A 22,144-nucleotide genomic window follows, 5' to 3' on the forward strand; every position below is an offset into this window, starting at 1 on the left:
CGGCAGGACATTACAAATTTGAAAAGGGGCAAACATGCGATTGGTATTCGGGTTAGTGCTGGTACTTGGCGTCGCCTTAGCGGGCTTCGCGGCATATATGGCAAAAAACAGGTTCGACCAATATCAGGCCAAAGTGACAGCTCAAGAGAAATTGCTGAAAAGCAACGTTCCATTAGAAGCTGTGTTCACCGTCAAGCGTCAGCTCGCATATGGTGAAACGCTGACCAAAGAAGATGTTCAAATCATCGCTTGGCCAAACAACGCTATACCTGAAGGTGCGTTTCAGAAAGGTGAGGATTTGTTTCCTGTCAATGGCGCACTTCGTACGGTTCTGCGTGTGATGGAAAAAGACGAAGCCGTTATGGCGTCAAAAGTGACCGCGCCCGGCGAAGATGCAGGCGTCTCCTCTCGATTGGCCAAAGGGATGCGCGCTTTCGCGTTACGCGTTGACGTGTCCTCCGGCGTGTCCGGCTTCCTGCGCCCGGGCGACCACGTAGACGTATATTGGACTGGCGACAGCCAAGGTCGCGAAGTTACGAAGCTGATCGACACCCGCCTACAACTTCTTGCAGTTGACCAGATCGCTGACGGCGACCGCTCCGCGCCAACCATCGCGCGGACTGTAACTGTTGCGGCCTCACCTGCTGAAGTCGGTGCCTTGGCCCAAGCCCAGTCCTCCGGTCGACTGTCCTTGTCCCTTGTCGGGGCAGGAGACGACACAGAAGTGGCCGCTGTAGAGATCGACCAAAACCAGCTTTTGGGCATTCTCGAAGAAAAGGCTGTCGAAGCCCAAGCAGCGCGGGTTTGCACGATCAAAACCCGCAAAGGTGCAGAGGTTGTGGAAATCCCAATTCCCTGCGCCGACTAAAAAACATCAATGTAAGAATGACCTTGCGGCACCCTATATTGGGTGCCGCTTCATATTTAGCTACCACAATTTGCGTTGTGTTGCGACAGGCCCACATAAACGACGCGTGGTAAACACCTGATTCTTGCAATAAAAACGGAATTCGCGCATGGTTCCGGTGAAAATGGGCAAAAGACCCGTTCCACTTAGTGATCAGAGAGGCAGGATCACATGAAAATGAAGCAGTTTTTCTGCGCAGGCTTATTCGGCCTCGCACTTACTACAATTGTACCTGAGACAGGGTTCGCGCAGAACCTGAAGGTGACCAACCAGTCAACGGCACGCAAACTTAATGTTGCAATCAACAGCGCGGTGGTCGTCGAAAGCGACGTCCCCTTTGCCGAGCTTTCCGTTGCAAATCCGGCTATCGCGGACATCGCGACATTGTCGGATCGTACAATATACGTTTTGGGCAAATCGCCCGGGCGTACAACTTTGACGCTTCTTGGACCGGATGGTCGCTTGATCACTAACGTGTCCGTGCGGGTATCGCCGGATTTGTCGGAATTCAAAGAGCGCCTGCGCGAAATCCTCCCAGGTGAGAAAATCGAAGTACGCACCGCAAATGACGGTCTCGTCCTGTCTGGCACGGTCTCAAGCATCGCCAAGCTTGATCGCGCTCTTGATTTGGCGGAGCGCTACGCGCCGTCCGCTGTATCAAACCTCATGAGCGTTGGTGGAACTCAGCAAGTCATGCTGAAAGTCCGTTTTGCTGAGATGCGCCGGTCTGTGTCCAAGGATCTGTCTGCCAGCTTAGGCTTTCAGACTGGTGGTGGCAGGTTTGGCGCCAACGGCTTTACCAACACACTCCAAGCCGGCAACAATCCAGTCACAACCTTCCCCGTCGGTGGCGGCGCGGGTTCATCTATATCGACACGTGAACGAAACGGTGTGTTCTCTTTCGGCTTCGGCAGTGGCAGCCTTCGCGCTCTTGTTGTTCTGGAAGCCCTTGAAAACAAGGGTCTCGTGCGCACATTGGCCGAGCCAAACCTGACCGCCCTCTCCGGTCAGGAAGCAACCTTCCTTGCTGGCGGTGAATATCCGATTCCAGTCGTGGACGATGGCACAGTCAGCATTAGCTACAAGCCGTTTGGTGTTGAGCTGAAGTTTACGCCAACCGTGTTGGATGAAGACATCATCAATCTTAAACTTGATACGGCAGTTTCTGGTATTGACCCAACGGTCGTTGTCCAAAACCAAGGTTTCTCGGTTAACGCTTTCTCCAAACGCGCATCCTCGACGGTTGTCGAAATGCGGGATGGTGAGAGCTTCGCGATCGCTGGCCTTCTCGAGGACGATTTCAAGGATCTTGCCGGACAGGTTCCATGGCTTGGGGATATCCCGGTTCTGGGTGCTTTGTTCCGCAGCGCAAACTTCGAGCGCCGTCAATCCGAGCTGGTCGTTATCGTGACCGCTCACCTTGTGTCACCAACACGCGGCAACAGCCTCGTGGTGTCGACCGACCGCATTCGCCCCCCTACCGAGCGTGAGTTCTTCCTGAACGGGAAAGTCGCACGCGAAGTTCGGACACGCCGCACATCGACAGGTGAAGTGGCCCGCCAGGACTTTTCTGGCTCCTATGGCTATGTTTTGGAGTAATATCAGATGCTTAAAACTTCTTCTTCCATCGCTCTGATCGCCGCTCTGACGGTTGGTCTCTCCGCATGTTCCAACTCTCGCTCAGTTTTTGAGCGTGAGGCTGGCGGTGAACTTGATGAAGGTGGCTTCGGCAATCCCACAATGACCAACACGTTGATTGCCAATGGCTCGATCTCGGTCGCCGAAACGCTTGGCCATCGCTTTGCCAGCGACGTCAATACGCAGGTGAATTTCGAATTCAACTCGTCCGAGCTGGATGCAAACGCACGCGCGGCATTGCTTGAGCAAGCAAATTGGATCAGCCAGTTCCCGGAAGTTCGCTTCCGCGTCTATGGTCATACCGATCTCGTTGGTTCAAATGCCTCGAACAAATCTCTTGGATTGCGCCGGGCAAATGCGGTCGTTCGCTTTCTGACGTCACAGGGTATCAGCCGCTCCCGTCTCGAGGCCGTCGCTTCGTTTGGCGAAACCAAGCCAATCATCGCGACAGAAAACCGGGAACGCCGCAATCGTCGCACTGTGACCGAGGTAAGTGGGTTCGTGCCTAACAATCCGATGTTGCTGAACGGCAAGTACGGTATCATTGTCCAACGCGAGTATGTTCAGACCGCAAAGAGCGCAGAAACGCTCGCACGGGAACGAATAGTGCAATAACGGAAATAATACCTCAGTTTTTCGCTAATTTAGCCCCATTCTCGCCCCTTTTCCTAAGCATTCCTTGTCATGAGTTAAGCCACAATCCGCGTTAAAACGGCGTGTTGGTTTAAATACCGCAAACAGTTGGCGGGGGCGCTAACCCTTAACAAAGGTGCCCTCGTTAACACGAACCCGGCCCTGTTTTGGCCAAATGGGATTCTTAGGCATGACGAGCAGTGTAGCTTTACAAACCGAACCGGCACCGATTTCCGCCTGTACCGTCGCTCGCGACGTACAGAACTTCGATCTACTGATTGAGGACATGGAAACAGAACTTGGCGAAGCATGGGGGGACCTGAGCTTCGAAGACGCCAACGCTTACCTGTCTCAGCCTGACGCTTCGGATTTGCAGTTTATCGCCGTCGCCGTTGATAACTCAGACGAAAGCAACCTGACACTTGTGGGCGACGTAATAGGTCGCGCCAAAGACGCCGGTGTTAAGGTCATCCTGATTGCCGAAGACGTATCGCCTATAGCGCTTCACCAATTGCTGAAGTTGGGCGCGGATGACTTTGTCCCCTACCCTCTTCCAGAAGGTGCGTTGCACGATTCTATCGAGCGCATTAATAAGCCAGCCGAAATCGCCGAAGCAGTCCAACTGCCAGAAACAGTCGAAGCACCGATCGTAACTGCAGGCCCCATTGGCACGAATGATGGTGTTGTTCTACCTGTTCACGGCCTTGCTGGCGGCGCAGGTGCCTCCACGTTCGCGGTAAATCTGGCTTGGGAATTGGCGACAGTTGAAAAAAAATCAGAGGTAACTGTGTGCTTGCTAGATCTGGACTTCCAGTTCGGCTCAAGCTCCACCTATCTGGATCTGCCACGACGTGACGCGGTTCTGGAAATGCTGTCCGACATCGAAAGCATGGACGATGCTGTATTCCGCTCAACGCTATTGACGTTCAACGACAAGCTTCAGGTCCTAACGGCGCCCGCTGACATGATCCCGTTGGACATGATCGGACCGGAAGAAATCGAAAAGCTGGTCAATACCGCCCGTCGCAACTTCGACTACGTCATCATCGACATGCCGTCGACGCTTGTTCAATGGACCGAAACGGTTCTGGGCATGTCTGATGTGTATTTCGGTTTGCTGGAGCTTGATTTGCGCTCCGCCCAAAACACGCTGCGTATGATCCGCGCTCTCAAATCCGAAGACCTGCCATACGAGAAAATCCGCTACGTGCTCAACCGAGCGCCCAAGTTCACCGATTTGTCCGGCAAAAGCCGCGCTAAACGCATGGCGGAAAGTCTTGATATCTCTATCGAGCTGCACATGCCTGATGGTGGCAAGCAGGTCGCACAAAGCTGCGATCATGGCCTGCCCCTTGTGGACACCGCCGCCAAAAATCCATTGCGCAAGGAGATCGCCAAGCTGGCGCAATCTCTGCACGAAACAAACTTGGCGGAAGCCACAGGATAACAAGAGGTTACCACCATGTTTTCGCGCTACAAAAAACCAGGTGCCGATCCTAAGGCGCAAGCCGACCCAGCCGCCCTACAGCAAGCTGCGGCCCCAAAGATCAAAGCGCCCAAATCTATGCGCAAGGCCGAGATCAAAGCGCCTGTCGCCCCCGCTGAGGCCATTGCACAAGACAAAGAGCTTAAGCGCCGCCAGCGTTTAGAAGAGGTCCGCTCGTTACTGCACCATCGCTTGCTCGACAACTTGAACCTTGCCGCGTTGGAAAACGCGCCTGAAGCAGATCTCAAAGCGGAGATTGTTTCCATCTGCGCCGAGGGACTTGAAGAACAAGCCATCATCCTGACCAAGGAAGAGCGTCAGACACTTCATTCGGAGCTTTTCGACGAAGTTACGGGCCTTGGTCCGCTTGAGCCGCTTCTCAAAGATGATTCCGTCAACGACATTCTGGTCAATGGCCCAAATCGCGTATTCGTGGAAGTCGACGGCAAGCTGTCGCTGACCAACACCCGCTTCAAAGACGAAAAACACCTGCTAAGGATCATCGACAAGATCGTGTCCGCCGTTGGTCGTCGCGTTGATGAATCGAACCCTTACGTGGATGCGCGCCTGAAAGATGGCTCGCGTTTCAACGCTATGGTGCCACCGATTGCCGTAGATGGCTCGCTCGTCTCGATCCGGAAATTCAAAAAAGAGAAGCTGGCGATCGACGATCTCGTCAAGTTTGGCGCTTTTTCCGAAGAAATGGCCGCCTATCTACAAGCCGCAGTTGCATGTCGGTTAAACGTCATCGTCTCAGGCGGTACGGGGTCGGGTAAAACGACCACGCTGAACGCATTGTCATCCTTTATCGACAATTCAGAACGCATCCTGACGATCGAGGATACGGCGGAACTTCAACTTCAGCAGGTTCATGTCGGCCGGATGGAAAGCCGCCCTGCCAACGTCGAAGGCAAGGGTGCTGTATCCCAGCGCGATTGTCTTAAAAACGCCCTTCGTATGCGCCCTGACCGCATCATCGTGGGTGAGACGCGTGGCGAAGAAGTTATCGACATGTTGCAAGCCATGAACACGGGTCACGACGGCTCAATGACGACAATTCACGCCAACTCGGCGCGTGACGGGGTGTCCCGTCTAGAAAATATGATCGCCATGGCTGGTATCGAGATGCCGATCAAGGCCGTCCGCGCGCAAATCTCTTCGGCTGTGAACCTCATTGTGCAGGCGTCGCGCCTGCAAGACGGTTCGCGTCGCATGGTGTCGATCACAGAGATTACTGGCATGGAAGGCGATGTTATCTCCATGCAGGAGGTCTTTCGCTATCAGCGCTTGGGTCTCCAACCTGATGGGAAGATCATCGGCCAGTTTACGCCAACGGGCGTGCGCTCGCACTATTCCGACCGGTTCAAGCAGTGGGGTTACGACCTGCCTGCGTCGATTTACGAACCAGTCGCAGCGGAGTAACCAGTTATGGAAATCAGTTTTGAGCCACTCCTGTACGGCATAATCTTTGTTGCCGTTCTGATGTTGATCGAGGGGATTTACCTTGTCGTATTCGGCAAATCGATCAGCCTTAACAGCAAGGTCAACCGCCGACTCGATATGATCTCGAAGGGCGGGTCGCGCGAAAAGGTTCTTGAGCAGCTCCGCAAAGAGATGAACCAGCACATGAATTCGGGCGGTATTCCGCTCTATTCCATGCTGGCCGACAAGGCGTTGCGCGCCAATATCGCCTTCACACCCATGGCGTTGATCGGAATGATGTTCGTCCTCGCAGGCGTCATTTTTGCGATTTTGAGCCAAATGACCGAAGCCGCTGCCCCGGTGCGTGGCCTCATAGCGCTTGCGATGGGGATTGGTGCAGTTTTTGTCTGGGTGAACAACAAATGCAAAAAACGCCTCGCCCTGATGGAAGAGCAATTGCCTGATGCTATTGAGTTGATGGTACGGTCCCTTCGTGTTGGACACCCGTTTGCCTCCGCCATCAATATCGTTGCGAAAGAAGTCGCTGATCCGCTGGGTACAGAATTTGGCGTTATTGCAGACGAATCCGCTTATGGCCGTGACGTCTCCGAGAGCCTCAAGCATTTGGCAGAACGCATGGATATGCAGGATTTGCGTTTCCTCGCGGTGGCGGTGACCATTCAACAAACCTCCGGTGGTAACTTGGCAGAGATCTTGCACGGACTGTCTCAGGTGATCCGCGCACGCTTCAAACTGTTCCGTCGCGTGAAGGCCATCACGGCAGAAGCCAAGTGGTCAGGCATGTTCCTGTCGGTCTTCCCCCTTCTGGCACTGGTCGGCATCAACATCATGGAGCCGGACTACTACACCGAGGTCAAAGAAACCGAATTCTTCATTCCCGCGTGTATCGTGGTGGGCGTGTTCCTTGTGGTGAACATGGTTTTCATGCGCATCATGGTCAACATCAAGGTGTAATGAGATGCAGTTTATTGAAACAATCAACGCCTTGCTGGTCGACAACTTTGGAGAGTTAGGCCCCCTGCTTGCAGTCGGCATGCTGGGCTTCATCATGGTGTTGGTCACATTGCCCACCATGCTCAAGAAACAAAAAGACCCCCTGGACCGCATCCGCGAAGAAAAGGAACGCGCCAGTAACCGGTCGTCAAAAAACGGCGAAGGTGCCCTTCGGACGGCAAACGGCACCGACAAGCTGGACAAGTTCGCCAACTTCCTCGAGCCGCAGGACGATGAAGAACTGGCAGGCATGAAGCTCAAATTGCTTCAAGCGGGCTACAAACAGAAAACTGCGGTACGCACGTTCCACTTTGCGCAATTTGCGCTTGGCCTACTCTTCCTGACTCTTGGCTTGCTCTATGTGCTGATCCTTGCGGCCGACGATATGTCGACCCGCGATCTGATCCTTGCAATCGTGATCCCTGGTGGCGCTGGTTACTATCTGCCCAAATACTGGATCGAGCGCCGCCGTCAGGAACGCCAAGACGAAATCGAAAGCGGCTTTCCCGACAGTCTCGACCTTATGCTGGTATGCGTTGAAGCCGGCCAAGCATTGGACCAGTCGATCATCCGCGTGGCCGCAGAAATTCGCGCGGGCTATCCGGCGCTGGCGGACGAGTTTCAAATGGTCGCCAACGAAATGAAAGCCGGTAAAGACAGGATCACGGTTCTGCGCGACATGGCTGAGCGGGCGGGCGTGCCCGACGTGTCCAGCTTCGTAACCGTGCTGATCCAGTCGACAAGCTTCGGTACATCCATCGCTGACGCCCTACGGGTTTACGCCTCCGAAATGCGCGACAAACGTGTGATGCGTGCGGAAGAGAAGGCAAACGTGTTGCCGACCAAACTCACCCTTGGCACCATGTTGTTCTGTTTGCCCCCGCTTTTGATTATTTTGATCGGCCCTTCGATCTATGACATCTATAAGAACCTAAACGGTGGCGGCGGATAAACATGCGAATTTGGGTGGGCGCAATAGCAATTGGACTTACCCTCGCGGGATGCGAGGAAAAGGCCCCCCCGTTTGACGAGGGGGCTGGTCCTTTTCCACCCACCGGTGATGTCTCCCGCCTGCAATCTGTCGACGGACTAAGCGTCGGACACCGCCTGATGGCTGAAGGCCAGTTTGAACTAGCTCTAAAAGCCTACCTGCGCGCTGCTGGAGAACAGGGAACCACCGTGGACGTCCTTAGTGCATTGGGGTCCGCGAATTTGCGCCTTGGCCGTCTTGGTCAATCCGAAAAGCAGCTGCGCCGCGCAATTAAGGTCGACCAGACCTTTGTCCCAGCATGGAATAATCTTGGCGTCGTGCTGATGGAAACGGGGCGCGTGGGAGAAGCAAGCCGTATTTTCAAAACCGCCTTCGCGCTCGATAGTGGCAAATCTGACGAAATCAGGGAAAACCTGCGCCGCGCGCTCGCAAAAATTGAAAACCCTGCCTATAGTTTAGAAAAAGACGAAAGAGCTTTTGACTTGGTGAGACGCGGTAACGGCCGCTACCTGATCCTTCAGGCGCCCTGATCAACGGCCATTGAGAGCAGAGTAGAGGACGCCCCATGCGCCATATCAAGACAGGAATGCTGTGTTTTATCAGCGTTGTAGCCCTAACCGCGTGCGATAAAGGCGGCAAGGGTGAATACAGTAGAACCCTCAAAAACGTCAATGTAATCGATGAGAGCAATCTCAACGACATCATGTTGACGGTCGCAGACCCGAACGAAGCGGTAACCTACTTCCAAAAGGCAAGTCTCGAGGATCCTGAGAGGCTTGACCTGCAACGCGGCCTTGGCCAATCGCTTCTGCGCGCGAAACGCGCGACCGAAGCAAGCGTGATCTGGGCAAAGATCGTCAAGCACCCGGAAGCAAACAACGACGATAAAGTCTTCTACGCCAACTCTTTGGTTCGCCAGGGCGAATGGAAGAAGGCCGAAAAAGCGCTCGATGAGGTTCCACCGACTTATGAGACGTTTGAGCGCTATCGGCTCGAAGCAATCATCGCCGACACCAACAAAGAGTGGAAAAAAGCCGATAGTTTCTACCAAACTGCGGTTGGATTGACCACCACTCCCGGCTCCGTTCTAAACAATTGGGGCTTCTCGAAACTGACCCGCGGTGACTATGACGAAGCAGAGCGGCTGTTCGGCGAAGCAATCACCTATGATCCAAGCCTGTTTACCGCGAAGAACAATCTGGTACTTGCCCGTGGCGCGCGCAAAAACTACACGCTGCCGATCATTCAAATCACGCAGGTCGAACGCGCACAACTACTGCACACAATGGCCCTGACGGCCATCAAGCAGGGCGATACTCAAACCGGTAAAACCTTGCTGGAAGAAGCGATCGAAACGCACCCTCAGCACTTCGAAGCGGCCATCCGTTCCTTGCGCACGCTCGAAAGCTAAGATTGTGACGACTTTTGCGTTATGGTCCCTGCCCTTGGCGACTATCATTGCGATGTGGGTCGCTTGGAGCGACCTCGCCCGCATGAAAATCCCTAACAAGGCCGTCTTGGCCTTGCTCGCGGTATTCGCCGTTGTCGGGGTCCTAACCCTTCCGCTAGAAGTCTATGCGTGGCGTTACGCCCATTTTGCGATTGTTCTTGCCGTGGGATTCCTCATGACGATCACGGGCGTGGTCGGTGCGGGCGACGCCAAGTTCGCCGCGGCGATGGCCCCGTTTGTTGCTGCAATTGATAGCACGGCAGTCGCGGCTATCTTCGCCGTAACGACCATTTTGGCATTCATCCTGCACCGATTGGCACGCGTCTCCCCGTTGCGCAAACTTGCGCCAAACTGGGAAAGCTGGGAGCGGACACGAGACTTTCCGATGGGACTGCCACTGGCAGTAACCCTGATCATCTATCTGGCCCGCGCCGCCTTCATCTAGGGCCGCGCAAACAGAATATAGAGTTCGGTACGCCGCACTTCCTTAAGCACCTCGCCCCGCGCCTGAACGTCCTCTAGGATTGAACGATACGCATGGGGTGTCGTCGGACAAGTCGGAATCAAGAGGTAATCCGCATTGTCGTAACCGGTCAGCCGCCCATAATACCAAGGGGCCGCGCCCCGAGTGGGCTCTAGATCGCCAAACATCCACAGATTTCCGAACGTGTCCGCAACAAACACGGATTTGCCCGCTGACATCCCCGCCTGATCCAGATCGCGCGCCATCGCACGCGACACTCCGATCAATCCCAGCTGTTGTCCACAAGACGGCAGAATCTCACCTTGAAATTCCGCTGGAGGTAGATGCCCCGCGAGCGCGTTCATATAGGCGAGTTCTTCGCTCTCAAACAGCATTGGCTTGCGCATTAGGATACGGTTCACTCTCTCCGCTTTGGTGTAGAAATCTCCGTGGGCGTCAGCATAGGGCGTGCCCGCGAATAGCGCGCTATATGTGCCCTCTTTGGCCACAAAGTGCCGCGCCGGGCTGGTGGCCATGTTAAAGAAGGACGGGGCTATCAATGTGCAAGACACCACAGCCAAGGCGATAATCTGCGGGGCTCGCGACACGCCTAAAATCATCACCGCTAGCAATGCCAACCATTTGGGATCATTTCCGTAATTCTGATATGTGACGTAAATCATCCCTGGGCCAAGAAGCATCAGCACCAGCCCCAAGCGCGGATCAATTCCGCGCCGCAGGACCACCACCGACAGCACCAAAACTGCATTCCCAAGCACATATTGCGGCGCAGTAAGCAGCGTGCCCAAATCGACGCCTGCTCGTGGGCGGATGTCTGTGCTTGCCACCAATGCAAGGTCGCCAAGATAGGCAGGCCATAGTGCTGGCCCTGCCATGACGGTAAGAGCCGCGGCAAACAAGGCCACAACCACCAGCGTCACCGCAATCACCCGCCACTGGCCACGAAGAACAAGGGCCAGCGCAACCCCGGGAGCAAAGGCCACGCCATAGGTGATTTTTCCGAACATAAAGAAGCTGAACGCCACGCCCAAAATGATACCGTCCACCAATTGGTTCGCACCTTGCTTCGGCTCCAACACTGCAATCAGAATTGCCACGAACGCGAAGGCCCACGCCCAGCGGTTGTAGTGCATCGAAAGCGATAGCGACGCAGATGCCTCGCCGTGGATCATGGCCAATGCCAGTACCATCACCAAAGCACCGACGCCGTAAGCCATGCCGCGGGTCAGGCGACTCCGTCCAAGCCACCAGACCATCGGAACAAGCATCAGTGCCACGGTGATTTGCGCCAGTAGTATCGCTGTTCCGATACCGAAACCCATCCAAATAAAGGCAACAATCGGAATAAAACAGAGGACGCCAAGCGGTGTAACGAAGTCCAGATGGGGCCATTGCCCCTCGGCCATCCGCAGCACAATTTCAATCAAATGAAGGGTATCGCCCTCATGGCGGTCCACATAAAGACCGCCCTTTGCCAAGGCCAGACCGCCCATAAGTGCGACCAAGCCTAGCAGATAAACAAGAAAAAGCCTTGCTCCGGCCTTATCCATACCGTCGTCCATGCCCATTGTCCCCATGTCCCGCCCTAATTGGCGGTGTTCATTATTTGGGAAGGCTAGCGCAGCTGGCCTGCTTTTTGAAGCAAGATCGGTCTTGTTGTCCGGACGCGGCAAAGCCGATCAATCAGGTGGAAGGATGCCGAAAAATCGGCACGCAAGGCAGAGCACATGAATATGCACACAACCACGGGCGTTCAAGCGCCTGCGCCCCCTAAAACATTGAAAGAAACGGGCCTTAGCATCGTGCTGATGCGGGATATCCTGTTGAAAACCGTTTTTCGCAAAAACCTGGAACACGTGTCGGACATGTCTCAGGCCATTTGCTTGTCTTTGCCGTTGACCCAACAATTGGTTGAGATCGCGCGGGAACAAAAGCTGATCGAAGCACAAGGTACGCTTCATGCAGGTTCCGGTTCAGAAATGGCATTCCAGCTGTCGGACGCAGGTAAAGCGCGCGCGCTCGATGCTTTGGCACAATCCGAATACTATGGCGCATTGCCCGTTCCTTTGGAGTTGTACAAACAACAAGTGAAGAAGCAATCCGTTCGCAACATCCAGATCACCCGCGAAAAGCTGCTGGGCAACATGGGTCACCTGATCCTGCCGGACAACTTGCTCAACGACCTCGGCCCCGCCGTCAGTTCAGGCCGCTCCATTCTGCTTTATGGCCCTCCCGGCAACGGGAAATCGGCAATCTCCAACGGCATCCGCGACGCGCTTGGTGATATGATCTATATCCCACAATGCATTGAATATGCAGGGCAAGTTGTGACTTTGTTTGATCCGATCGTGCACACTCCCATCGAAGAAGTTGCCGAGCAAACGTCCTCGCTGCGCCGCACCGACAACAAATATGACAAACGTTACCTGATGTGCGAACGGCCTACGGTTATGACGGGTGGTGAGCTTATGTTGAACATGCTCGACCTGAATTACAACGCGACCTCGCGCACCTATCAAGCCTCGCTTCAGCTAAAGTCGACTGGCGGCGTGTTCATCGTGGATGACCTTGGTCGTCAGGAAGAACCACCGCAGGCACTGATCAACCGTTGGATTGTTCCAATGGAAGCCGAGTACGATATCTTGAACCTGCAATCGGGCGAGAAGTTCGAAGTGCCATTTGACACGCTCGTCATCTTCTCGACCAACTTCCACCCCAACGAGATGTTCGACGGCGCGGCCTTGCGTCGTATCTTCTTCAAGATCAAAATTGACGGCCCCACTCAGGAAGATTTCCTGAAAGTGTTCGCCATGGTCGCCAAGAAGAAGAAAATGCCGCTGAATGAGGCCGCATTGATCCACTTGTTGAAGGTCAGATATCCGACCATCGACAACGTCTACGCCAACTACCATGCGAACTTCCTGATCGACCAGATGATCGCCGTATGTGAATACGAGGGCATCCCCAACCAAATGACGCCAGAGCTGGTCGATCGCGCATGGGCGAACATGTATGTGAAAGACGAAGAGATTAAGCACTGACCAAGACCACCGGTCGGGCTATATCTGGTGCATGACTCAACTGCCCCAGCCCCTGCACGATTGGTTCGCCGCCAGAGGCTGGGAGATTCACCCGCATCAGCAAGCGATGCTCGATGCCGCACACGCGCCGTCAACCTTGCTTATCGCCCCCACGGGGGGCGGCAAAACCATGGCGGGTTTCCTGCCCACGCTCGCCGACTTGCATATGTCGCCCCGCGCAGGGCTTCATACGCTCTACATCTCGCCACTCAAAGCCTTAGCCGCTGATATCAAACGGAATCTCCGCACGCCCGTGGAGGAGATCGGCATGGACATCCGCATCGAGGATCGCAGCGGCGACACCACCTATACCCAGAAGCGAAAGCAACGCGCGGACCCGCCGCACATCCTGCTCACCACCCCTGAAAGTCTGGCATTGCTCCTCAGCTACGAAGATGCGCCGCGCATCTTCAACGGGTTGCAGCGTGTGGTGGTCGACGAAATCCACGCCCTTGCCGAAAGCAAACGCGGCGACCAGCTCATGCTTGGTCTCAGCCGCCTGCAAGCCCTTGCACCGGACCTGCGCCGCGTCGGACTTAGCGCCACCGTCGAGGACCCCGAAGCTATCGCCAGATTCCTCGCGTATCATCCGCAACCCACCAAGATCATCCACGCGGACCCCGGTCCTGCCCCCGACATCTCCATGCTGGAAACAGACGTGGCCCCGCCATGGTCTGGCGGTGGGGGGCGATACGCTATCCCCGCCGTGCTGGAGCAGGTGAAACAGCACAACACGACGCTGATTTTCCACAACACCCGCGCGCAGGCAGAGATTTTCTTCCACCACCTCTGGCTCGCCAATGAAGACCAGTTGCCCATCGGCATCCACCACGGCTCCCTCGCCCGCGAACAGCGCATGAAAGTGGAACAGGCAATGGTCGAAGGCAGCCTCAAGGCCATCGTGTGCACTGGTAGCCTTGATCTGGGCATTGATTGGGGCGACGTCGATCTCGTGATCCAAATTGGTGCTCCGAAAAACGTCAAACGCCTCGTGCAGCGCATCGGTCGCGCCAATCACCGCTACAACGCACCGTCCAAAGCGTTGCTCGTGCCCGCAAACCGCTTCGAAATCGTCGAATGCAAAGCTGCCCTGGATGCGGTGAAGGAACATGACCTAGACGGGGAGGAGCCGCGAAGCAAAGGCCCGCGCGACGTCTTGTGCCAGCACATTCTGGCCAGCGCCGCGTCCGGCCCGTTTGCTGCCGATGATCTTTACGGGGAAGTCATCACCGCAGGCCCTTACGCCAAGCTGACCCGCGACGATTTCGACCGCTGTCTCGATTTCTGCGCAACCGGCGGCTACGCGTTGCGCGCTTATGACCGCTATCAGCGCATCGTGGAACGAGACGGAAAATGGCAACTCCGCGACCCGCGATCCGCGGCTCAAATCCGCATGAATATCGGCACGATCATCGACACTGAAATGCTGAAAGTCCGGCTCAAAGGACGGCGCGGCGGGTCGGCTCTGGGCGAGGTTGAAGAAGCCTTTGCCTCGACATTAAGCCAAGGTGACACGTTCCTGATCGGCGGACAGATCGTGCGCTACGAAGGCCTGAACGAGATGACGGTCGAGGTCACCCGCCGCGCATCCGACAACCCGAAGGTTGCAGTCTTCTCCGGCACCAAATTCGCCAACACCACGCAACTCAGCCAGCGCATCATGCGGCTTTTGCAGCAAGACAGCTGGCCTGACCTGCCCGCCCACACGGCCCAATGGCTGACCCTGCAACGCGAGCGCTCGAAATTGCCCGAGCCTTCACGACTACTCATCGAAAGCTTCCCGCAAGACAGCCGCGAGTATACTGTCATCTACGGCTTCGCTGGTCGCAACGCGATGCAGACACTGGGGCTGCTTCTGACCCAACGGATGGAAGAACAGGGCCTCGGCCCGCTCGGGTTTCTGGCGACCGATTACGCCACCATGATCTGGAGCTTGCAGCCTGTATCCGACGCGACGCCATTGTTTAAAATGGACAACCTGCGGCAGGGCTTGGAGGACTGGTTGGCTGGAAACGCCGTGATGAAGCGAACCTTTCGCGCCTCCGCCATCATCTCCGGCCTCATTGACCGCATGACACGAGGCAAGCGCAAATCCGGCAGGCAGGCGACGTTTTCCTCTGACATCCTGTACGACACGCTGCGTAAATACGATCCCGATCACCTCATGCTCGACATCACGCGGGAAGAGGCGATGAAGGGCCTCATCGACTTTGGCCGCATTGAGGAAATGATCACCAGAACCCGCGGCGCAATTGATCATCTGCAGCTGGATCGCGTCACGCCGCTGGCAGCCCCTCTCTTTCTGGAAATCGGGCGTGTCCCGATCAAAGGCGCGGCGGAAGAGCGGCTTGTGGCCGAAGAAGCGTCGCTATTGATGGCAAAGGCTGGCCTGGAATGAAGCCGTTTTCATTTTGCGGGGCCGACCTTGTGGCCCTGCCCTCTGGCGCGCTTCTCTGGCCCGCGCAAAATCTACTGACCGTCTCCGATCTACACCTTGGCAAATCAGAACGTATCGCGCGCCGAAGCGGCCAAATGCTCCCCCCCTACGAGACGTTAGACACGTTGACGCGTCTACAGACCGATCTGGACGCCCATACGCCCGAACATGTCATCTGCCTTGGTGACAGCTTTGACGATCTGGAAGCCGGCGCGCATATGCCCGAAAATATCACCGACTGGATCACGCGGCTAATGGCTGGCCGAAGCTGGACATGGATCGAAGGCAACCACGATCCGGGGCCATTAAACCTTGGTGGCAGCCACCGTGCGCAACAATCCATCGCACGCCTGACCTTCCGCCATATAGCCCAACCAGCCCCAACATCGGGCGAGGTCTCAGGCCACTACCACCCCAAAGCCAGCTTGCGCACACGCGGGCGCACTGTCACGCGGCCCTGTTTTCTGTATGATCAGACCCGCCTGATCCTGCCCGCTTACGGCACCTACACTGGCGGCTTGCGCACGAATGCGGCCACCCTGCAATCGCTGATGGCACAAGATGCCCGCGCCATTCTCACCGGTGCATCAGCGGTGGAAATCCCGATGCCACGCAGCTAGGCTTTCGAAAAATCCCGGAGCCCCCATGCCGTCATTCCCGCGCAACCCAGATTATGAAACCACGGTGAAGGACAGCTTCGCGCGTCAGGCGATGATGGCCACAGCCGGGGCAACACTCACCGAAGTGTCCGCTGGGCAGTGCATAATCTCCGCCCCGATCCGCGCATCGTTGACGCAGCAACACGGGTTCGGCCACGCAGCTTTAACCTTCGCATTGGGCGACAGTGCGGCGGGTTATGCCGCCCTCACGCTCATGGAAAAGGGGCAAGAAGTTCTGACCTCCGAGATGAAGATAAACCTGCTCGCACCGGCCAAGGGCGAGCACCTCAAAGCGGTCGGGCGGGTCCTGAAGGCGGGGCGTCGGTTGGTTGTGGTGCAGTCGGATGTCTACGCAATCGACGGCGAAGTGGAGACCCACATCGCCGCCCTGCAGGGCACCATGGTGCCGGTTTAAGCGGTCAGGCCTTCCGGCTCCGGCAACCCGTTGGCACGGCAACACGCGGTCAGGGTGTTGGCAAGCAGACAAGCAATCGTCATTGGTCCGACGCCGCCTGGAACCGGTGTGATCGCGCCGGCAACAGCCGCCGCGCTTTCATAATGCACGTCCCCGACAAGGCGGGTCTTACCCTCGCCTTTCTCGGGTGCGTCCAACCGGTTGATGCCCACGTCGATCACCGTCGCGCCCGGTTTGATCCAGTCACCCGGCACCATTTCAGGACGCCCGACAGCGGCCACGACAATGTCGGCACGGCGCACGACATCTGGCAAATCCTTGGTGCGGGAATGCGCAATCGTCACCGTGCAGCTATCGCCCAACAGTAGCTGTGCCATAGGCTTGCCAACGATGTTCGAGCGCCCGACAACCACCGCGTCCAACCCGGAAAGAGACCCGTGGTGGTCACGCAGCATCATCAGACAGCCCAAGGGCGTACAAGGCACCATCGACTTCTGTCCGGTGCCCAAAAGCCCGACATTGGAGATATGAAACCCGTCCACATCCTTGGCCGGATCAATCGAGTTGATCACCAAATCTTCATTCAAATGCTTCGGCAATGGAAGTTGTACCAGAATGCCATGGATCGTTGCGTCTTCATTCAAGGATTTGATGATCGCCAGAAGGTCCGCCTCGGAGGTATCTGCGTCCAGCCGGTGCTCGACCGACTTCATGCCGACTTCAACGGTCATCTTGCCTTTGGAGCGCACGTAAACTTCGCTTGCCGGGTCTTCACCCACCAGAACGACAGCCAACCCCGGCACAAGGTCGTGATCCGTTTTCAACTTGCTCACGCCTTCCGCGACTTGCCCGCGCACCTTGGCCGCAAAGGCCTTTCCGTCAATTACCTGTGCGCTCATGCCCGCAGTCTCCTTATTGATTTCAAAACCCGCAACACGCGCGGGAAGCAGCCAAAGCTGCGACGCGGGCGTGGCGGCCTCGATGGCCGCTACGCCCGCACCATGTCTTAGAACAAGCCTTCGATTTCGCCCGCGTCGTTTAGCATAATCGCTTCTGCGGACGGAACCCGTGGCAGGCCCGGCATGGTCATGATCTCGCCGCAGACGACAACCACGAACCCTGCCCCAGCTGACAGTCGCACTTCGCGCACTGGCAACGAGTGACCAACTGGCGCACCACGCAAATTAGGGTCCGTCGAGAACGAATATTGTGTCTTGGCCATACACACTGGCAGATGGCCGTAGCCCGCTTCTTCCCATTGACGCAGTTGGTCGCGGATTTTCTTATCCGCCAGAACTTCGTCAGCGCGGTAGATTCGCTTGGCGACAGTTTCGATTTTTTCCATCAAGCTCAAATCATCGGCGTAAAGCGGAGCGAATTGCGACGCGCCGCTTTCAGCGATTTCCGCTACGCGTGTCGCCATCTCCTTGATGCCTTCCGAGCCGTGTGCCCAGTGTTTGCACAGAATAGCTTCAGATCCCTGCGCCTCGACATAGTTGATAACCGCGGCAACTTCCGCGTCCGTGTCACCAGAGAAGTGATTGATGCCCACAACAACCGGCACGCCAAATGATTTAACGTTTTCGATATGGCGACCAAGGTTGGAACAACCGGCATTCACCGCATCTACGTTTTCTTCCGCCAGATCGGCTTTCAGCACACCACCGTTCATTTTCATCGCACGGACGGTCGCAACCAGAACCACGCAGTCAGGCGCCAGCCCGGCTTTGCGGCACTTGATGTTCATGAATTTTTCGGCGCCTAAGTCAGCCCCGAAACCCGCTTCGGTGACCACGAAATCGGCCAATTTCAGCGCCGTCGTGGTTGCCACAACCGAGTTACAGCCATGGGCGATATTGGCAAACGGGCCGCCATGTACGAAAGCCGGATTGTTTTCCAGCGTCTGCACAAGGTTTGGCTGCATCGCTTGTTGCAGCAGCACCGTCATCGCACCGTCGGCCTTAATATCACGGCAATAGATTGGAGAGCGGTCACGGCGATACGCCACAATGATGTCGCCAAGGCGTTTTTGCAGATCGTCCAGATCAAGCGCCAGACACAGGATCGCCATAACTTCGGAGGCCACAGTGATGTCGAACCCCGTCTGACGCGGGAAGCCGTTGGCAACCCCGCCCAGAGAAGTCACGCAATCGCGCAACGCACGGTCGTTCATGTCCAGAACCCGCTTCCAAACCACCCGGCGCTCGTCGATTTCCAGCTCGTTGCCCCAATAGATGTGATTGTCGATCATCGCCGACAGCAGGTTATGCGCGGAGGTAATCGCATGGAAGTCGCCCGTGAAATGCAGGTTCATCTCTTCCATCGGCACGACTTGCGCGTATCCGCCACCAGCGGCCCCGCCCTTCATCCCGAAACACGGGCCCAACGACGCTTCGCGAATACAAATCGCAGCTTTCTTGCCAATCGCGTTCAAGCCATCGCCAAGACCAACGGTTGTCGTCGTCTTGCCCTCGCCCGCAGGGGTCGGGTTGATTGCAGTCACAAGGATCAGCTTACCGTCTTTCTTACCGCGCTGTGCGGCGATGAAATCTGCCGACACCTTTGCCTTATCGTGGCCGAAGGGCAGAAGGTCCGCTTCCGGAATGCCCAACTTGGCACCAATCTCTTGGATCGGGCGCTTTTTGGCCTCGCGGGCAATCTCGATATCGGTCTTGAAACTCATGGCTTGTCTCCCCTTGGCCCGCGCACATGCGCATCGGCACGATTGTGTACCATCGCCTATATCGGGGATACGGCTGATCGCATCCTGCGTTTCCGACATTTATGGCCCCGGAATCGGCCTCTATCCCGTTATGAGTTTCAGATGGAGAACAGCCGCCAAAAATGGGACTGCCCACTGCGATTAGCCCGCGATCTCGGACCATGGACGTTGATCGGGGATATGCAGCGTGACCATATCACCAACACGCAACATGCCCTCTCTTTCTACCCATGCGGTCACGCCACGGCGTCCCTTCGCCGCCTCCTTGAAGGCGCGGCCATGCCCTGGCGCATCTTCTTCAATGACGGGGGCTGGCAAATGGCACGGGCGGTTTTCCATATCGACAGTCATCGTGGTGCCGTCTTGGGTCTGCAACCGAGAGGACGGGGGAATATGTGTAAAATCTGGAATGCCTTCAATCACAATACCGGCTCCGCACCATTCGGGGTTAAATTCCTCAACACCAATGGCAGACGCGACTGCCGCCATCTCTTCCATTGAAACGATGCAAATCTGGCGCGTATTTTTAATTGGTGTCCCTCTGGGATATTGAGAAATTACGCGGCTGCAAGACTCGCGCGTCAGCCCACCATGGTCTTCGCACTCGATGCCGTCGAACCTGGCGGCGACCTCGTTCAAAGGAGCCGACCGCAAGGCTGCCGCCCTATTCGCCACCCGTCCCAACCACACGATCGTACCGGTGTATTCTGTCTTCTTCAAAGCGGGCATAGAGTTGGTCTCCAATCATAGTGCTCGGAGACAATGGGCAACAATGCCAACGCCGTCCAATCAAACTCTGTGACATGGCACGTAACATGCAAACGCCCCACCAATTGGCAGGGCGTTTTATATCTTAAACGTCAATCTCACGCCGTTAAGCAGAAGGTTCCGGCTCCATACCGCCATCAGATTTCGGCGTTTTGGGCTTACGTGTCTTCGGGATCGCGGCAACTGACGTCGTGCCACTATCAGGCGTGTCGTCTTCTTCGTCATCACCACGGTTCAGCGGCTGACCCGCAATCACCTTAGCAATTTCCGAGCCGGTCAAGGTCTCGTATTCCAACAGGCCCTGCGCCAGACGTTCCCATTCCTCGTTCTTCTCGGTCAGGACGCGCTTGGCGGTCTCATAGCCGTCATCAATCAGCTCCTTAACCTTCTGATCAATGATTTTCTGAGTTTCCTGCGAATGGCTGGTACCACCACCATAAGCCCCCAGATGGGATTGCTGCTCATTGGCGTAGTCGACATGACCCAACTCTTCGGAGAAACCGAACTGGGTCACCATTGCACGCGCGATCTTGGAGACTTGTTGAATGTCCGAGGTTGCACCCGAGGTTACGTTTTCAGGTCCAAACTTCAGTTCTTCCGCAACCTTGCCGCCCATCGCCATAGCGATTTTGGAGGTGTATTTGGTACGCGACACAGACAACTGATCACGCTCGGGCAAGCTCATCACCAGACCCAAGGCACGGCCACGGGGGATGATTGTCGCTTTGTGAATTGGATCATGCTGCGGAACATTTAGCCCCACAATCGCGTGCCCTGCTTCATGGTAGGCGGTCAGTTTTTTCTCGTCTTCGGTCATTACCATAGAGCGGCGCTCCGCACCCATCATGACCTTGTCCTTGGCGTTCTCGAAATCTTCCATCGTCACGAAGCGACGTCCAACCCGGGCCGCCGTCAACGCGGACTCGTTCACAAGGTTAGCCAAATCCGCACCAGAAAACCCAGGCGAGCCACGCGCGATGATCCGCAGATCTACATCTGGTCCAAGCGGCACCTTGCGCGCATGAACCCGCAGGATTTTTTCACGTCCTTTGATATCTGGGTTTGGCACCTGAACCTGACGGTCGAAACGACCGGGGCGCAGCAGCGCAGGGTCCAGCACATCAGGACGGTTGGTTGCAGCAACGATGATGATGCCCTCGTTGGCTTCAAAACCGTCCATCTCGACCAAAAGCTGGTTCAACGTCTGTTCACGTTCGTCATTGCCTCCGCCATAGCCAGCCCCGCGGGAGCGGCCAACAGCGTCGATCTCGTCAATAAACACGATGCAAGGCGCGTTCTTTTTGGCTTGCTCAAACATATCACGAACGCGTGATGCACCGACACCAACGAACATTTCGACAAAATCGGAGCCGGAAATGGTGAAGAAAGGCACGCCGGCTTCGCCAGCAACAGCGCGTGCCAGAAGCGTTTTACCGGTCCCGGGAGGGCCCACCAGCAATGCACCTTTGGGTATCTTGCCACCAAGGCGCGAGAATTTCTGCGGGTTGCGCAGGAACTCTACGATCTCTTCCAGATCATCCTTCGCCTCGTCGATGCCAGCCACGTCGTCAAAGGTCACACGGCCTTGCTTTTCGGTCAGCAGTTTGGCCTTCGATTTGCCGAAGCCCATAGCCCCGCCTTTGCCGCCGCCCTGCATCCGGTTCATAAAGAAAATCCAGATGCCGATGATCACAAGGAATGGCAGCAACGTCCCGACATAAGCCAAAATTCCGTTTTGTTCCTGACGCTTGGCCTCGATTGCGACCTTATTCTCAAGCAGCACAGGGGTTACATCTACACCCTCCGGCTTAATCGTCGCGAACTGCTCATTGCCGGAACGGATGATGATATTCTCACCATCCAGCGTCACTTGGCTTACATCGCCCGACTCAACCCGCGAAATGAAGTCCGAATAAGGAATCACGCGGGAGTCTGCAGCGGTCTGACCGCCGTTAAACAGATTGAAAAGAGCGAGGATCAATAAAAACAATACGACCCAGAAAGCGATGTTTCTCGCGTTGCCCAAGGGAGTTCTCCT

The 22,144-nt window shown here is 56.0% G+C and carries 19 protein-coding genes; 14 read left to right on the forward strand and 5 right to left on the reverse strand.

What is annotated here, in order from left to right:
- Positions 1 to 34: 34 nt before the first annotated feature.
- The 10 genes from cpaB (at position 35) to BCF46_RS03800 (ending at position 9,986) form a co-directional block, all read left to right on the forward strand.
- A complete protein-coding gene (gene cpaB, locus BCF46_RS03755; RefSeq protein ID WP_121021833.1) occupies positions 35 to 868 on the forward strand; it encodes a Flp pilus assembly protein CpaB in 834 nt (277 codons plus the stop codon).
- A 210-nt stretch (positions 869 to 1,078) separates the two neighbouring features.
- The gene (locus BCF46_RS03760) at positions 1,079 to 2,506 is read left to right on the forward strand and encodes a type II and III secretion system protein family protein (RefSeq protein ID WP_121021835.1); all 1,428 of its coding nucleotides are present in this window, start codon (positions 1,079 to 1,081) and stop codon (positions 2,504 to 2,506) included.
- Positions 2,507 to 2,512: 6 nt separating this feature from the next.
- Positions 2,513 to 3,160, forward strand: coding sequence for an OmpA family protein (locus tag BCF46_RS03765; RefSeq protein WP_121021837.1), 648 nt, complete (start codon positions 2,513 to 2,515; stop codon positions 3,158 to 3,160).
- 208 nt (positions 3,161 to 3,368) lie between these two features.
- On the forward strand, positions 3,369 to 4,625 hold the full coding sequence (locus tag BCF46_RS03770) for a CpaE/TadZ family protein (RefSeq protein ID WP_121021839.1): 1,257 nt from the start codon (positions 3,369 to 3,371) through the stop codon (positions 4,623 to 4,625).
- A gap of 15 nt (positions 4,626 to 4,640) precedes the next feature.
- A complete protein-coding gene (locus tag BCF46_RS03775) occupies positions 4,641 to 6,086 on the forward strand; it encodes a TadA family conjugal transfer-associated ATPase (RefSeq protein ID WP_121021841.1) in 1,446 nt (481 codons plus the stop codon).
- A gap of 6 nt (positions 6,087 to 6,092) precedes the next feature.
- The gene (locus tag BCF46_RS03780; protein WP_121021843.1) at positions 6,093 to 7,061 is read left to right on the forward strand and encodes a type II secretion system F family protein; all 969 of its coding nucleotides are present in this window, start codon (positions 6,093 to 6,095) and stop codon (positions 7,059 to 7,061) included.
- A 4-nt stretch (positions 7,062 to 7,065) separates the two neighbouring features.
- Complete coding sequence (locus tag BCF46_RS03785; RefSeq protein WP_121021845.1) at positions 7,066 to 8,052, forward strand: type II secretion system F family protein; 987 nt, start codon at positions 7,066 to 7,068, stop codon at positions 8,050 to 8,052.
- Between the two features lie 2 nt (positions 8,053 to 8,054).
- Positions 8,055 to 8,621 carry a tetratricopeptide repeat protein gene (locus BCF46_RS03790; protein WP_121021847.1) on the forward strand — a complete coding sequence of 189 codons (567 nt, stop codon included), beginning with the start codon at positions 8,055 to 8,057 and terminating at the stop codon, positions 8,619 to 8,621.
- 35 nt (positions 8,622 to 8,656) lie between these two features.
- On the forward strand, positions 8,657 to 9,502 hold the full coding sequence (locus BCF46_RS03795) for a tetratricopeptide repeat protein (protein ID WP_121021849.1): 846 nt from the start codon (positions 8,657 to 8,659) through the stop codon (positions 9,500 to 9,502).
- 52 nt (positions 9,503 to 9,554) lie between these two features.
- The gene (locus tag BCF46_RS03800; RefSeq protein ID WP_121021851.1) at positions 9,555 to 9,986 is read left to right on the forward strand and encodes a prepilin peptidase; all 432 of its coding nucleotides are present in this window, start codon (positions 9,555 to 9,557) and stop codon (positions 9,984 to 9,986) included.
- Here BCF46_RS03800 and BCF46_RS03805 read toward each other — a convergent pair.
- A complete protein-coding gene (locus BCF46_RS03805) occupies positions 9,983 to 11,587 on the reverse strand; it encodes a hypothetical protein (protein WP_121021853.1) in 1,605 nt (534 codons plus the stop codon). The genes BCF46_RS03800 and BCF46_RS03805 overlap by 4 nt on opposite strands.
- Before the next feature lie 165 nt (positions 11,588 to 11,752).
- Between BCF46_RS03805 and BCF46_RS03810 the strand changes: the two genes are divergently transcribed.
- Genes BCF46_RS03810 through BCF46_RS03825 form a run of 4 tightly spaced genes read left to right on the forward strand, consistent with a single transcriptional unit; the run spans position 11,753 to position 16,616 of the window.
- The gene (locus BCF46_RS03810; protein WP_121021855.1) at positions 11,753 to 13,066 is read left to right on the forward strand and encodes an ATPase; all 1,314 of its coding nucleotides are present in this window, start codon (positions 11,753 to 11,755) and stop codon (positions 13,064 to 13,066) included.
- Positions 13,067 to 13,097: 31 nt separating this feature from the next.
- Positions 13,098 to 15,503: a ligase-associated DNA damage response DEXH box helicase gene (locus tag BCF46_RS03815; RefSeq protein ID WP_121021857.1), complete on the forward strand. Its 2,406-nt coding sequence runs from the start codon at positions 13,098 to 13,100 to the stop codon at positions 15,501 to 15,503.
- Positions 15,500 to 16,162 (forward strand): ligase-associated DNA damage response endonuclease PdeM, encoded by a 663-nt coding sequence (gene pdeM / locus BCF46_RS03820; RefSeq protein WP_121021859.1) that lies wholly within the window; start codon positions 15,500 to 15,502, stop codon positions 16,160 to 16,162. The genes BCF46_RS03815 and pdeM overlap by 4 nt, the downstream gene beginning before the upstream one ends.
- A 25-nt stretch (positions 16,163 to 16,187) precedes the next feature.
- Complete coding sequence (locus tag BCF46_RS03825; protein ID WP_121021861.1) at positions 16,188 to 16,616, forward strand: PaaI family thioesterase; 429 nt, start codon at positions 16,188 to 16,190, stop codon at positions 16,614 to 16,616.
- Here BCF46_RS03825 and folD read toward each other — a convergent pair.
- The 4 genes from folD to ftsH all read right to left on the reverse strand — a co-directional run bounded on the left by folD (position 16,613) and on the right by ftsH (position 22,132).
- Complete coding sequence (gene folD / locus BCF46_RS03830) at positions 16,613 to 17,515, reverse strand: bifunctional methylenetetrahydrofolate dehydrogenase/methenyltetrahydrofolate cyclohydrolase FolD (protein WP_121021863.1); 903 nt, start codon at positions 17,513 to 17,515, stop codon at positions 16,613 to 16,615. The genes BCF46_RS03825 and folD overlap by 4 nt on opposite strands.
- 107 nt (positions 17,516 to 17,622) lie before the next feature.
- Positions 17,623 to 19,299 (reverse strand): formate--tetrahydrofolate ligase, encoded by a 1,677-nt coding sequence (locus tag BCF46_RS03835; protein ID WP_121021865.1) that lies wholly within the window; start codon positions 19,297 to 19,299, stop codon positions 17,623 to 17,625.
- A 180-nt stretch (positions 19,300 to 19,479) separates the two neighbouring features.
- Positions 19,480 to 20,067 carry an MOSC domain-containing protein gene (locus tag BCF46_RS03840; RefSeq protein ID WP_121021867.1) on the reverse strand — a complete coding sequence of 196 codons (588 nt, stop codon included), beginning with the start codon at positions 20,065 to 20,067 and terminating at the stop codon, positions 19,480 to 19,482.
- A 145-nt stretch (positions 20,068 to 20,212) separates the two neighbouring features.
- Positions 20,213 to 22,132, reverse strand: a complete 1,920-nt coding sequence (gene ftsH, locus BCF46_RS03845; RefSeq protein WP_121021869.1) for an ATP-dependent zinc metalloprotease FtsH — start codon at positions 22,130 to 22,132, stop codon at positions 20,213 to 20,215.
- Between the last annotated feature and the right edge of the window lie 12 nt (positions 22,133 to 22,144).

The sequence above is a fragment of the Litoreibacter meonggei genome, from assembly GCF_003663885.1.
GTDB lineage: Bacteria > Pseudomonadota > Alphaproteobacteria > Rhodobacterales > Rhodobacteraceae > Litoreibacter > Litoreibacter meonggei.

Excerpts from the sequence above, each read along its gene's own strand:
- cpaB (WP_121021833.1), top strand. The coding sequence starts at position 35 with ATGCGATTGGTATTCGGGTTAGTGCTGGTACTTGGCGTCGCCTTAGCG.
- BCF46_RS03760 (WP_121021835.1), top strand. The coding sequence starts at position 1,079 with ATGAAAATGAAGCAGTTTTTCTGCGCAGGCTTATTCGGCCTCGCACTT.
- BCF46_RS03765 (WP_121021837.1), top strand. The coding sequence starts at position 2,513 with ATGCTTAAAACTTCTTCTTCCATCGCTCTGATCGCCGCTCTGACGGTT.
- BCF46_RS03770 (WP_121021839.1), top strand. The coding sequence starts at position 3,369 with ATGACGAGCAGTGTAGCTTTACAAACCGAACCGGCACCGATTTCCGCC.
- BCF46_RS03775 (WP_121021841.1), top strand. The coding sequence starts at position 4,641 with ATGTTTTCGCGCTACAAAAAACCAGGTGCCGATCCTAAGGCGCAAGCC.
- BCF46_RS03780 (WP_121021843.1), top strand. The coding sequence starts at position 6,093 with ATGGAAATCAGTTTTGAGCCACTCCTGTACGGCATAATCTTTGTTGCC.
- BCF46_RS03785 (WP_121021845.1), top strand. The coding sequence starts at position 7,066 with ATGCAGTTTATTGAAACAATCAACGCCTTGCTGGTCGACAACTTTGGA.
- BCF46_RS03790 (WP_121021847.1), top strand. The coding sequence starts at position 8,055 with ATGCGAATTTGGGTGGGCGCAATAGCAATTGGACTTACCCTCGCGGGA.
- BCF46_RS03795 (WP_121021849.1), top strand. The coding sequence starts at position 8,657 with ATGCGCCATATCAAGACAGGAATGCTGTGTTTTATCAGCGTTGTAGCC.
- BCF46_RS03800 (WP_121021851.1), top strand. The coding sequence starts at position 9,555 with ATGTGGGTCGCTTGGAGCGACCTCGCCCGCATGAAAATCCCTAACAAG.
- BCF46_RS03805 (WP_121021853.1), bottom strand. The coding sequence starts at position 11,587 with ATGGACGACGGTATGGATAAGGCCGGAGCAAGGCTTTTTCTTGTTTAT.
- BCF46_RS03810 (WP_121021855.1), top strand. The coding sequence starts at position 11,753 with ATGAATATGCACACAACCACGGGCGTTCAAGCGCCTGCGCCCCCTAAA.
- BCF46_RS03815 (WP_121021857.1), top strand. The coding sequence starts at position 13,098 with ATGACTCAACTGCCCCAGCCCCTGCACGATTGGTTCGCCGCCAGAGGC.
- pdeM (WP_121021859.1), top strand. The coding sequence starts at position 15,500 with ATGAAGCCGTTTTCATTTTGCGGGGCCGACCTTGTGGCCCTGCCCTCT.
- BCF46_RS03825 (WP_121021861.1), top strand. The coding sequence starts at position 16,188 with ATGCCGTCATTCCCGCGCAACCCAGATTATGAAACCACGGTGAAGGAC.
- folD (WP_121021863.1), bottom strand. The coding sequence starts at position 17,515 with ATGAGCGCACAGGTAATTGACGGAAAGGCCTTTGCGGCCAAGGTGCGC.
- BCF46_RS03835 (WP_121021865.1), bottom strand. The coding sequence starts at position 19,299 with ATGAGTTTCAAGACCGATATCGAGATTGCCCGCGAGGCCAAAAAGCGC.
- BCF46_RS03840 (WP_121021867.1), bottom strand. The coding sequence starts at position 20,067 with ATGCCCGCTTTGAAGAAGACAGAATACACCGGTACGATCGTGTGGTTG.